This is a genomic window from Bradyrhizobium cytisi (assembly GCF_008123515.1).
GTDB lineage: Bacteria > Pseudomonadota > Alphaproteobacteria > Rhizobiales > Xanthobacteraceae > Bradyrhizobium > Bradyrhizobium cytisi.
The window spans coordinates 1-12,716 of sequence record NZ_VSSR01000114.1; the positions used below are offsets into that span (position 1 = coordinate 1).

Sequence of the window (12,716 nt, forward strand, 5' to 3'; positions counted from 1 at the left end):
GGAGATGTGTATAAGAGACAGATCGAAATCCGTTCGATTTTCCTCATCGGCGCAGATTCGCAGGTCTGAGCCGATTTGTGAATCATCCGTCAGCATCGGAACACTAGTTCGCCTGCGCGCTTGGCCACCAGACCTGCCGCGCGGATTTTTCCTCGCCTATTTACCTCGTCCCAGGCCGCTTTTGCAACGTTGGCCTCCCAAGAGACCGCGGCCGCTGAGGTGCAGAAGAGCAAGCCTTGACCCATGTTCATAGCGGGCTCTCTCCGAGACGGGCGCATCGCTAGACTCCGCGCCGCCAGGAGCTCCAAACTCGACCGCCCGACGCGCCTCGCCGCGCTACCAAGCGCGAGCCTGCCTCACCCGGCCGTTACGGAACAGGCCCGTAAAGAGAGAGGAACTCGAGCGCGGCTCTAATTCCGGAACACCGCCGCCAGAGAAGCGTCGGCCTCGGCGCGGAGTTGCTGCAGCTCGTTGCGGCCGACCACCATGTGGTGCACCTCGTCCGGGCCGTCGGCGATGCGCAGGTGGCGGGCCGAGGCGTACATCTGCGCCAGCGGCGTGTGCTGCGAGAGGCCCAGCGCGCCGTGCATCTGGATCGCCTGGTCGATGATCAGGCACACCCGCTCCGGGACCATCGCCTTGACCATATGGATCCACACCCGTGCCTCGCGGTTGCCGCGCACATCCATCGCCTTGGCGGCCTTCAGCACCATCAGGCGCATGGCCTCAATCTCGATGCGCGCGCGGCTGACCTTCTCGGGGTTGCCGCCGAGCTGGATGATCGGCTTGCCGAACGCCACCCGGCTCATGCCGCGCTGGACCATTAGGTCGAGCGCCTTCTCCGCCAAGCCGATGGCGCGCATGCAGTGGTGGATGCGGCCCGGGCCGAGACGCAGCTGGCTGATTTCGAAGCCGCGCCCCTCGCCGAGCAGCATATTCGAGGCTGGCACGCGGGCGTTGTTGAAGCGGATGTGCATGTGGCCGTGCGGCGCGTGGGGATCGCCGAACACCTGCTGGCCCTGCACGATCTCGACGCCCTCGCAGGGCAGCGGCACGAGGATCTGCGACTGGCGCAGGTGCGGCGGGGCACTCTCCTCGCCGGTGCGCACCATGGTGATCATCACCTTGCAGCGCGGGTCGCCGGCGCCGGAGATGTAATGCTTCTCGCCGGTGATGATGTACTCGTCCCCGACGCGGACCGCGCGGGTGTCGATGTTCTTGGCGTCGGAAGAGGCGGTGTTCAGCTCGGTCATGCAGTAGGCCGAGCGGATCTTCCCCTCGAGCAGCGGCTTGAGCCACTTCTCTTTCTGCTCCGGCGTGCCGACGCGCTCCAGCACCTCCATGTTGCCGGTGTCCGGCGCGGCGCAGTTCATGATCTCAGACGTCAGCCGATTCTTGCCGAGCTCGACGGCGATATAGGTGTAGTCGAGGTTGGAGAGGCCCTCCCCGGTCTCGGCGTTCGGCAGGAAGAAGTTCCACAGGCCCTGGGCCTTGGCCTTGTCCTTGGCGGCCTCCAGCAGCTCGAGCTGTCCAGGCGCGAACTGCCAGATGTCCGGGCGGCGGCCCTCGCCCAGGCGGTGGAACTCCGCATCCGCCGGCTCGCCCACTTCGCGAATAAACCGCTTGACCTTCTTATAGAGCGGCAGCGCCTTGTCGGACATGCGCAGGTCGTTTAGCTCGTCCTGCGGGTTGAGGGCAAAGCCGGTCTCCGGCCGTTCGGCGTTCATGGTCATGAGTTGCCTCTGAAAAAGATTAACGCGCCCCAACGCGGCAGATCGCCTGCAATCTGAGGGGTTGTGAGCCGTCACTCTACTGAGACTTAGACGCCGATTATCGTCTTATTCGGCGACTTCACGCCAAATTTTCCGCGACATTGTTCGATTTGAGAAGAATGGCATCGCTCACAGTCTGCAGGTTTTTCCGGCGATATCAGGCCCTCCTGCAGCAGGCCAAAACGCGCTGCTCTCCTTGGGAATAATCGGTTCAGGTTCTTTCGGCGAATCGCCAGGCCATCTGAGCGAAAGCTCGCGCGCTGGCGCCGGAAGAGGCCGCCTGTGCGCTCGAAGCGATGCCGGCCTCGGCGCGCTTGGCGATGCCTTGCAGGATCGCCGCCACCCGGAAGAGGTTGAAGGCCATGTAGAAATTCCAGTCCGCCTTGAGCGCATCGGGCGTCGTCAGCTTCGTGCGCTCGCAGTAGCGGCGGATGTAGTTATCTTCACGCGGGATGCCGAGCCCGGACAAATTCAGATCGCCGATGCCGCCAAAGGAGCTGTGCGGGATGTGCCAGGCCATGCAGTGATAGCTGAAGTCCGCGAGAGGGTGGCCCAGCGTGGACAGCTCCCAGTCGAGCACGGCAATCGCCCGTGGCTCGGTGGCATGGAACATCAGGTTATCCAGGCGGAAGTCGCCATGGACGATCGAGACTTTACCTTCATCGCGCGCCGTAACGGGGATGTGCGTGGGCAGCCATTCGATTAGGCGCTCCATCTCGCGGATCGGCTGTGACATTGGGCCCGCGCCGTCGGCGGACATCTTGTACTGCTTGCTCCAGCGGCCGATTTGACGCTCGACGTAGTTGCCGGGCTTGCCGTAGTTCGCCAGGCCACGCTCGTCAATCCTGACAGTGTGCAGCGCCGCGATCACGCGGTTCATCTCTTCGTAGATCTCACCGCGTTGAGCAGGCGTGGCATCGGGCAGCGACTGGTCCCATAGCACCCGGCCCTGCATGTACTCCATGATGTAGAACGCGCGCCCGATGACCGACTCGTCCTCGCACAGGGCGTACATGCGCGGCACGGGGACCTCGGTGCCCGCCAACCCGCTCATCACCGCGAACTCGCGCTCGATGGCGTGCGCCGATGGCAGCAGCTTGGCCAGAGGCCCGGGCTTGGCGCGCATCACGTAACTGCGCGACGGCGTGTTCAACTTGTACGTGGGATTGGACTGCCCGCCCTTGAACATCTCCACCGTGAGCGGCCCATGGAGGCCCTCGATGTTGGCGTGCAGCCACGCCGTGAGCGCCTCGACATCGAAGCGGTGCTGCTCGGCCACGGGTCGTGTGCCCACAAAATTATCGAACTGGTTCACTGGGCGGTCTCCTGGATTCGCATTGGCACTTCGCTGTTGCGGACCGCCAAGCCGCCGCGCTCATGCGGATCACTTGCTCGCGCTCCATCTTTAATTCGTAGTCGACGCGCTGCCGGGGACCCGAGCAGCTGCGCGCTTTCCTGCGCCGACTGCCGGTCTCGTGCCACCTATTACCCCCCCGGGATCACTGCCTCGCGCCCCCGTCAAATCGAAGATGCTTACGAGTTGTCGCCTAGGACATTGTCGGTCCAACCGAAGCCGCCTAGCCTAGCAGCCAACTTGGTTCGCGCAATTCGTTCATCACGCAGCTTGGTCCGACGGAGCTTCCCCGCATCATCGCGAAGGGGCTCATCCACGAACTCAAATGTTCGCGGGCGTTTGTAGCCCACCAGCCGCTGCTCGAGGTGCGCTAGCAACGTGTCTGCGGTCAGCCCTGGCCGAGCCTGAACGATCGCGTGAACGGTTGAACCCATGTCCTCGTCCGGCAGGCCTACCACGGCGCTCGAGAGCACAAGCGGGTGCTCGTCGATGGCCGCCTCGACTTCAGCGGGATAGACGTTAGCGCCGCCGACTAGGATCATATCCGTGCGCCTGTCCGCGAGATAGAGATAACCATCAGCGTCAAAATAGCCGATATCGCCGAGACTCTCCCAACCGCCCGGGAGGCTGCGAGCCGTCGCGCCGCGGTACTGGTAGGGTGCCGGCGAGACCTCCAGGCGCCGCATGTAAATCTCCCCGAGTTTACCCACCGGCACTTCGTTTCCGTCGAGGTCAACGGCCTTCATTTCACCAACCATCACACGACCGACGGAGCCGCGATGATCGAGCCATTCGCTTCCAGTGATGGTGGTCCAAGCTTGGGACTCGGTCCCGCCATAGAGCTCCATAATCACCTCCGGCCCGAGCCAGCGGATGAAGGCTTCCTTGAGCCACGGCGGGCAAGGTGCGGCCAAGTGCCAAAGCGTTTTCAGCGAAGATACATCATACCGGCCTCGCACCTCTTCCGGTAACCGCCAGATCCGGTTCATCATCGTCGGCACGAGATAGATCCAAGTCGCCCTGCGCCGCTCTACCTCAGCCAGCACCTCCTCGGGGTCGAAGCGAGGCATCAGCACCACGTGCGCGTGGTTGATGAAGCCTTCTAGAGCGCAACTGAAAGGGACGGCGTGATAGAGCGGCCCGGGTATTAGCATCGTCTCGGCCGCCCGGATGCGCCAGCCGCCCTGGTCAGCCGGTGCCGCCGAGGTCAGGCCGGGCGAGTTCGAAAGGATTAGCTTGGGCCGACCGGTCGAGCCCCCCGAGGTCATCGCCTTCAACGCCGGAGCCACGCGCGGCCACAGCGGACGCTCATCATCGGACAGTGCGAGGAGGTCTTCGACGGTGACCCGTCGCCGGTCGACCTCCATCCCGGGCAAGGCGATAACCACCGGCGGATCGGCCAAGTCGACGATTGCCCTCAACTCGACGTTCGTTAATCGGGAGGAGACTGGCTGGGGTGTCGCGCCCAGCTTCCAGACGCCCCAGGACGCCTCAATGAACTCGACCCCGTTTGGCAGCCCTATGGTGACCAGATCGCCGACCTTGACCCCTAACCCCTCTAGCGCCCGCGCGATGCGGTTGGCTCGCGCCTCCAACTGCTCGCAGGTGAGGGTGACCTCGGAGCAACTGACCGCCGGGATATCCGGCGTCATCTGAGCGCGGCGGAAAAGCTTCTCGCCCAAGGGAATCAGATTTTCAGCCATTTTCCGTTTTCCGCTGCAAATATTACAGGCAGGCCAGCGTGTCAGCATTGCGCCTGCTCTACCGTCCGATCTAATTAGCGCATAGCTCAGAATAAAGTCGCTAACCTGTTCCGCTTCGACGCATATTTCGGGCGGGATATCGGCGATTGGAGCAGAATCTTATCGTACGGATCGAGCCGCGGATCAGGTATGGCGGAGTCGAATGTTCGTTCACTTGGAAGTCGGCGCTTACTCATCCGGACTGGGCCAAATCAGCGAACGGAGCCGGTTGATGAAGGCGTATAGCGGCTCGATGCAGTTTGAGCACAGATGAATCCCCTGTGGCGAACCACGATTTAGCCGACGTTGCGGTCGTGGCCCAGAGCCAGACAGCCAACGCGCTCATGTACTCCCGGCTGGATCCAAATAGCATGCCAGGTCACAATACCTCGGTCTGGAACTAGCAATATGACACTGCCAATGCGGCAGCCGCGCATTCTGCACGCCGCTCAAGAACTTGACGATGGGTCTAAGCTCACCGGTTGAGCCCAACGTGCGGCGCGCGATCGCCGTGGTCTCGTCGTCCGTCATCATGGTAATCTCGCTAGGATGAGAACGATTGCTTTGGATTCGATATCGGCGGCCTCGGACGAGCGATCGCGCTGCGACCATTCGATGCCCACATCTCAGGAGACGTTCATTTTGCAGGATTCCTGCAGCCTCGGACTGATCTTCGCGAACTTTAGGCATCGACCCGCTTTACCTTGCAGCTCGCGGTGACAGTCACTGCAAGCCGCCACGAGCGCTAGCGTCGATCCATGATCAGCTATTGCTACGATCGGAGACGCGGATTGGAGAATAAGTCCTATGGTTGCTGGAGTGGGAGCGCAGCAAGACGATCGTGGCAAGAGCGCGCGGGCCCGTAGTGACTGGGACATAACGGAGGCTAGGGAGCTTTATGCTCTGCCGTTTGCCGACCTGATGTTTCAGGCTCAGAGCGTTCATCGCGACAATTTCGACCCAAACCGCGTGGAAACCGCGAGCCTGCTCAGCATTAAAACTGGCGGCTGTCCGGAAGACTGCGGCTACTGTTCGCAGAGCGCGCATTACGACACAGGCGTCAAGGCCACCCGCCTGATGAAGCAGATCGATGTTGTCGCCGCCGCGCAGCGCGCCAAAGATGCTGGCGCGACCCGCTTTTGCATGGCCGCGGCCTGGCGCAGTCCGAAAGATCGCGACCTCGATCAAGTCTGCGACATGATTAGCGCAGTCAAACGGCTCGGCATGGAAACCTGTGTCACGCTGGGCATGCTGACATCTAAGCAGGCCGCTCGACTCGCTGATGCCGGGCTCGACTTCTACAATCACAACGTCGACTCTTCGTCAGAGTTCTACGGGAAGATCATTAGCACCCGTACTCTTCAGGATCGTATCGACACTCTTGAGCATGTGCGGAGGGCCGGCATCAAGGTCTGCTGCGGTGGCATTCTCGGTATGGGCGAACATGTCGAGGATCGCCTCGCCATGCTCGTGCTGCTGGCTAATCTCCCCAGCCATCCGGAAAGCGTTCCGATTAACCTATGGAGCGAGGTCAAAGGCGTCCCTGTCAGTGAGACAGCGGAGCGTCCCGATCCGATTGCGCTGGTGCGTTTGCTAGCGACGGCTCGGATCATGATGCCGAAGAGCGTGGTTCGGTTATCAGCCGGACGGCAATATATGACCGATGAACTCCAGGCTCTGTGCTTCTTGGCCGGCGCGAATTCGCTCTTCATTGGCGATGTGTTATTGACGACCACGAATCCGCAACGCGACCACGATGCGCACTTGCTGCACCGGCTCGGTATCACCTCCGGCCTTGCTTAACGAAGCACTTCGACAAGGACGCAGCGGACCCTCAGCTTAGCTCAAAGGTGCAAGTCACGTTGCTGAAAGTCAATATCGGTAGCGCTTCCGTGACCGACGCAGATCTAAAGGTCGATGCTGCATGCGACAGCTTCCCTCTCAAGGAACGAGCGGAGCTCTTCAGTATGGAATCCAGAGGCCGCTTTGCCATTCTACATGATCGAGGCCCTGCAGGATGCTGCGAAAGTCTGAACTGTGCGAACGAAACTCGCTATGACTGTCGACGAAATGGTCGTCGTTGCATATGCCTCGTTCGAAGACGAAGACAAGATCTGCAGGCTCCTTGTCCATGGGGCAGTCATGTTGCGGGGTTGAAATCCTGCAGGATGACGCTTTGCAGCCAATGTAACTTCGCGCGATTGGCGGCGTTTCTAGGAGTAACAAATGAAACCAATCCATGCGGTCAAAGGTGGCGACTATGTCGCAGCTTTGCATGCTCTGAAAGAAGCTGAACGGCTCCGCGGCCTCAGGCCGCGCGCGGGGGGTGATTTCGTATCGAATGATTATCTGGCGCTCGCGACGGCGCCGCGTATTAAGAACGCTATCTCAGCCGCGCTTGAGGCGGGAACTCCCATCGGAGCCGGCGGTTCGCGGCTTCTGCGCGGCAATTGCGAGGAGCACGAAAGGCTCGAAGCTGAAGCGGCTCAGTTTTTTGGTGTGGAGACTGCCCTCTTCTTTGGCGGCGGTTATGTTGCAAATTTCGCCGTGCTTACTACGCTGCCGCAGCGGGGTGACTTGCTTGTTCTGGACTCTCTCGTGCACGCAAGCATTTATGAAGGTGCGCGAGCCAGTCGGGCCGATTTTCGGATCAGCATACATAACGACCCGCAGTCCGTCGAAAGTACGATTTGTGAGTGGCGGGCAAATGGCGGGGTCGGGCGCGTCTGGATCGTCGTCGAAAGTGTCTACAGTATGGATGGCGATTTCGCGCCTCTGACGGATCTGGTAGCGATCGCCGACCGGCACGACGCGTTCCTCATGATTGACGAGGCTCATGCCACCGGGGTTTATGGCGAGCGCGGACGAGGACTCAGTGCGCCCTACGAGAAACGCGAGAATCTCTTGGTGGTTCATACTTGTGGCAAAGCCCTGGGAGCCGCCGGCGCACTCGTGACTGCTCAGCGCGTTCTGCGCGACTTCTTGGTTAATCGCTGCCGCCCATTTATTTTCGCTACCGCCCCCTCGCCTTTGATGGCCGTCGCCGTTCGAGAAGCGCTCTTGATCCTGCGAGAGGAACCTGAGCGGCAGCAGCATTTGGCCAACCTTGTCGCATTCACGCATCGGGAGATCCGCGCACGAGGTCTTCGGAGTCCTTCGGATTCGCAGATCGTCCCCTACATCGTTGGAGACAATGCCCGTGCAATGGCCTTGGCTTCTGCGCTGCAAGCGCGCGGTTTCGATATCCGTGGGATCCGGCCACCAACCGTGCCTGCGGGGACGGCCCGCCTCCGAATTTCAATCACGCTGAATGTCGGGGAAGACGACGTCCGATTAATGCTAGATGCACTTAAAGAGGAGACGAGGAGCTGGTCTCGGTGAATCAGCGCATCGTGGTCACGGGCACCGACACCGGAATTGGAAAGACTGTGTTTTCTGCAGGCCTCGCCAATCTTCTCGGCGCGAACTATTGGAAACCGGTTCAAGCTGGCCTCGAAGGGGAGACGGATGCCCAGCTCGTCGCACAGCTGGGACGTCTTTCGCCCGATCAGATCGTGCCGGAGTTCTACCGGCTTAGAACGCCTGCCTCGCCGCATCTATCCGCGGAACTCGACGGAGTGCCGATCGATACCGATTCGCTCCATGTACCGGATACCGGAAAACGGCCGCTCGTGATCGAAGGCGCCGGTGGGCTTATGGTCCCGCTGACGCAGAATATTCTGTACATTGACATCTTCGAGCGATGGCAGCTTCCGATCGTGCTTTGTGCAAGAACGGCGCTCGGCACAATCAATCACTCGCTACTGTCGATAGAGGCTCTGCGACAGCGCCAGATCGGAATCCTCGGAATTGCTTTCATTGGCGAAGAGAATTCTGACACTGAGAGTGCAATTTGCGAGATCGGGCGGGTGCGACGATTAGGGCGATTGCCCCAGCTTTCTCCTTTAACGGCAAACACGTTGCAGGATGCATTCAAAGCCTCGTTCCGTTCTGATGACTTCAAATCATGAAACCAAAGAGGAAGTCACCGGTCTGGCATCCGTTCACGCAGCACGGGCTTCAGGACGAGATGACGAAGATCGCGCGTGGCGATGGTGCCTACCTCTACGCTGCGGATGGATCTCGTATCATCGATGCAATCTCATCGTGGTGGGTCGTGACGCATGGTCATTGTCATCCACGAATTGTGAGCGCGATCCAAGAGCAGGCAGGCAGGCTCAACCAGATCATCTTTGCCGGTTACACCCATGATCCGGCGGAGGAAGTTGCGGCCCAACTGTTGAAATTCACGCCCGATGGGCTTGATCATGTCTTCTTTTCCGACAGCGGCTCCACAAGCGTGGAAGTCGCGCTAAAAATGGCCGGTGGCTATTGGCATAATATCGGCAAGCATCGGTCGCGCATTGTCGTGATGGAACATTCCTATCACGGTGACACCATAGGGGCGATGTCGGTCGGAGCCCGCAGCGTATTCAACGCAGCTTACGGGCCACTGCTGTTTGAGGTTACAACGATCCCGTTCCCGGCGAAAGGCCATGAGCAAGCGGCTCTCGATGCACTCGACTCTATTTGCCGAAAGGAAAGGCCGGCGGCCTTTATCGTCGAACCGTTGATATTGGGGGCGGGCGGAATGCTGATGTACCCAGCCTGGGTGCTAAGAGAAATGAAGCAGATCTGCGAAGCCTCGGACGTTCTGTTGATTGCTGACGAGGTCATGACGGGCTGGGGCCGCACCGGTACACTATTTGCTTGCGAGCAAGCCAATGTCACGCCCGACATCGCCTGCTATTCCAAAGGTCTCACCGGTGGGGCGCTCCCACTTGCCGTGACACTCTGTCGCGCGGACATTTTCGACGCGCATTATTCACAGGATCGTACGCGTACCTTCTTTCATTCCAGTTCATATACCGCGAATCCAGTGGCCTGCGCGCCGCAAGCGCTAACTTGGATCTCTGGCGGCACCAAAACACTCGCGACCAAATAGCATTGATCGCCAAGTTGCAAGAGCAGGCACTCGAGCCATTTCGCAGCGACCCCCGCTTTGGAAACGTTCGGCGGACGGGGACTATTACAGCACTCGATCTGAAGACGACCGATCCGGGCTATCTGGCGGGCATCGGTCCAAAGCTTGGAGTGTTCTTTAAGGATCGATCTCTGCTGCTGCGGCCGCTTGGCAATACGATTTACGTGATGCCGCCTTATTGCGTCACAGCGGCGGACCTGGCTGAAATCTACTCCGCCATTAGCGACGCTGCCGATGCTGTGTACCGATGTTGTATTAGCTGACCGTCTGAGCTGGCATCATTCTTGTAATGGCTCGTGCGATGAACTTCTGCGCGAGAGCGGGAAATTAGTCCGAAATGCGCGTATCTAGGTAACAGGGGGCCGATTTTCTTCCTTACGGTAGCGGTAAGCTATTGTTGCTGCGCGATGGGGCAGGCCAATCAGCAAACGTAGCAACGATACGGGCCGACAATAAATTCGACACTGTGATGTAGCGTAAAGCTTAGGATCGCGAGCGTGCGTCGGTGGAATTGAAATGGCGCAACGTTGGTCTTAAAGGCGAGAGACCTGCGCACAGCAGCCGTCCTCTATCTCGACGACACTCTCGCTTGGCTGCGTGACGGGAGTTCCTTGGCCTTATATTCGTGAGCCGTGAGCAGACGAGCAAGGAACTACTAAGGACGCTTCGGTGGCGCCGCGCGCGCTTGCGATGCAGACATTGGAGAGCACGACATGGGATTGTTAGACGGCAAGGTGGCAATCATCACTGGAGCAGGTGGCGGGCTCGGCGAGGCTTATGCAACGCTTTTCGCCAAGGAGGGCGCGGCCGTCGTGGTCAATGACCTCGGCAGCTCACTCGATGGTTTCGGCGCTAGCGCCGCGGCTGAAAAGGTGGTGGCCAAGATCGTAGCAGCGGGCGGCCGTGCCGTGGCCAATGGGGATGACGTATCCACCGTGACCGGAGGTCAAAATATCCTTAGGGCCGCGATCGATGCTTTTGGCCACGTGGACATCTTGATCTGTAATGCAGGCATCTTGCGCGACCGGACGTTTGCCAAAATCTCCGAGGAGGATTGGGATCTCGTCGTCAAGGTTCATCTGAAGGGGACCTACTGCTGCTCGCTACCGGTTTGGAACTGGCTCAAGGATAACCGTCGGCCCGGCGTGATCATTATGACGTCTTCAACGTCAGGGCTTTTCGGGAATTTCGGCCAAGCAAATTACGGAGCGGCCAAGGCGGGTATCTATGGCTTGATACGAGTTCTCTCGATCGAGGGCCGCAAATATGGCATCCGCGTTATGGGTGTGGCACCAAACGCCATCACTCGCATGTGGGCGGACGTTCCAGGCACCCGGGAAGGCGAACCCGATCCCATCCTGCGTCCCGAGAACGTCGCTCCTGGCGTGCTCTTCATGGCCTCCGACTTGGCGGCTGACCATTCGGGCAAAGTCCTCGCCGTATCGGGCGAAGAGATTGCAGAGATTAAGATGCTTATGACTGAGGGCTTCCAACCGAAAGGATCGTACACTGCGCAGGACGTGGCGGCGCGCGCGTCTTCGGTGTTCTTTCCCGCAGACCTGAAGCGGGTCCTCCCGAAGGCTTAGAGTGGAGAAATCCGGCGCTGGCGGAGGCAGCAAGGAGGTCCGCTGGCGCTCCCTTGCGTCATACCAGAGCGCTCGCCAACAGATCCTGCGGCGCAGAAGGACTTGTCCATTCGCTTGGCGTGAAGGGGCAACGCCCCGGCCGATGGCCATCGACGAGCTGCTGGCTTCTCGCCAGCTCAGATAACCCTCATGATGGTTCGGAATCAACACCTCCCAATCCTTGCGCTCCCTCTTGAAGCCGCGAACCACCTTCTTGCGGCCGGCCTCGATGCTGATGCGGCTGCCAGTGCGCCCGAATGCATACGCGCCCGCATAGATTGGTTGGTCAGAATGTGCAGGATCGTGTTGTAGACCGGCAGCTTCCACTCAACCAGGTGGCCTTCGGCGCCATAGGTGACGGCCGGCGGCGGAACGCGCTCGTGTCTGAACCAGAGGTGCACCTGACGCACCGACTGCATCTCGGTGAACTTGGCGAAGACGAGCGCAATCGCCTCGCCGACGCGCCGATCCGGGTCCTTCTCGATACGGTTGTGGCCGACCCGCACGTAGCCGACGGCGACCGTCATGAACAGCTCGCCCCGACGCGCCTTCTGCTTCAGCGCTTCGAGCGAACGCTGGCGCAGTACCGACAACTCCATTTCGCTCATGGTACCCTTCATGCCGAGCAGTAGGCGATCGTTGGGCTGTCGCGGATCGTAGACGCCGTCCTCGTCGGCGATCAGTGTGCCGACGAGACCGCAGAACTCGAGCAGGGTGTGCCAGTCGCGACCGTTGCGTGCGAGCCGCGACGCTTCGATCGAGACCACGACCCCGGCGCGCACCTCACAAATGGCGGCCAGCAGCTTCTCGAAGCCGGGCCGCGCGACGCCACCGCCGGACCGGCCGAGATCGTCATCGATGACGGCAACATCGCTCCAGCCCAGCTGTCGCGCGCGCTCCGGCAAATTGTACTGACGGCGCTTACTTTCCAGGTTATGGGTGACCTGATCAGGCGTCGACTGACGGATGTAGACGACGGCCTGACGGGCGAGGTGCTCAGGCGTGACCTTGCTCATGAGCGGCCTCCCTCGTCTCTGCGGTTGGCGTGCCCGTCTCGATATTGGCGCCGTCGGCGAGGGCCTCGACCAGCAGCCTCTCGATCAGGCGGACGAGAGTGCTTCTCTGCGACGCCGGAATCGCCGGCGTCTGGCGATCCTCCTCGAACAGGCTCCGTTGCAAGGTAAGCGTCGTTCTGCTCCC

9 protein-coding genes and 1 pseudogene are annotated in these 12,716 nt (G+C 60.4%); 5 read left to right on the forward strand and 5 right to left on the reverse strand.

All coding sequences use genetic code 11. The annotated features are described in order from the left end of the window. Window positions 1-410: 410 nt before the first annotated feature. The 3 genes from FXB38_RS40645 to FXB38_RS40655 form a co-directional block, all read right to left on the reverse strand. Window positions 411-1,733 (reverse strand): acyl-CoA dehydrogenase family protein, encoded by a 1,323-nt coding sequence (locus tag FXB38_RS40645; RefSeq protein ID WP_148756503.1) that lies wholly within the window; start codon window positions 1,731-1,733, stop codon window positions 411-413. A gap of 250 nt (window positions 1,734-1,983) precedes the next feature. Next, complete coding sequence (locus FXB38_RS40650; RefSeq protein ID WP_148756504.1) at window positions 1,984-3,087, reverse strand: phosphotransferase; 1,104 nt, start codon at window positions 3,085-3,087, stop codon at window positions 1,984-1,986. A gap of 218 nt (window positions 3,088-3,305) precedes the next feature. Then, entirely contained in the window at window positions 3,306-4,829 is a 1,524-nt protein-coding gene (locus tag FXB38_RS40655; RefSeq protein WP_148756505.1) for an AMP-binding protein, read from the reverse strand. 846 nt (window positions 4,830-5,675) lie between these two features. Between FXB38_RS40655 and bioB the strand changes: the two genes are divergently transcribed. The 5 genes and pseudogenes from bioB to FXB38_RS40680 all read left to right on the forward strand — a co-directional run bounded on the left by bioB (window position 5,676) and on the right by FXB38_RS40680 (window position 11,477). After that, window positions 5,676-6,671 (forward strand): biotin synthase BioB, encoded by a 996-nt coding sequence (gene bioB, locus FXB38_RS40660; RefSeq protein ID WP_148756506.1) that lies wholly within the window; start codon window positions 5,676-5,678, stop codon window positions 6,669-6,671. Window positions 6,672-7,094: 423 nt separating this feature from the next. Continuing rightward, window positions 7,095-8,249, forward strand: coding sequence for an 8-amino-7-oxononanoate synthase (locus tag FXB38_RS40665; RefSeq protein WP_148756507.1), 1,155 nt, complete (start codon window positions 7,095-7,097; stop codon window positions 8,247-8,249). Beyond that, the gene (bioD, locus tag FXB38_RS40670) at window positions 8,246-8,878 is read left to right on the forward strand and encodes a dethiobiotin synthase (RefSeq protein ID WP_148756508.1); all 633 of its coding nucleotides are present in this window, start codon (window positions 8,246-8,248) and stop codon (window positions 8,876-8,878) included. The genes FXB38_RS40665 and bioD overlap by 4 nt, the downstream gene beginning before the upstream one ends. Next, window positions 8,875-10,154 (forward strand): annotated as a pseudogene (locus tag FXB38_RS40675) (adenosylmethionine--8-amino-7-oxononanoate transaminase). Before bioD ends, FXB38_RS40675 begins: the two are co-directional and overlap by 4 nt. Before the next feature lie 450 nt (window positions 10,155-10,604). Further along, entirely contained in the window at window positions 10,605-11,477 is an 873-nt protein-coding gene (locus FXB38_RS40680; protein WP_148756509.1) for an SDR family NAD(P)-dependent oxidoreductase, read from the forward strand. A 203-nt stretch (window positions 11,478-11,680) separates the two neighbouring features. Here the strand turns inward: FXB38_RS40680 and FXB38_RS40685 are convergent, their stop codons facing one another. Together FXB38_RS40685 and FXB38_RS40690 are read right to left on the reverse strand one after the other, a co-directional pair. Next, entirely contained in the window at window positions 11,681-12,532 is an 852-nt protein-coding gene (locus tag FXB38_RS40685; protein ID WP_347340271.1) for a recombinase family protein, read from the reverse strand. Beyond that, the coding region (locus tag FXB38_RS40690) for a hypothetical protein (RefSeq protein WP_210250999.1) at window positions 12,513-12,716 on the reverse strand (204 nt) is incomplete at its 5' end. The genes FXB38_RS40685 and FXB38_RS40690, both read right to left, overlap by 20 nt.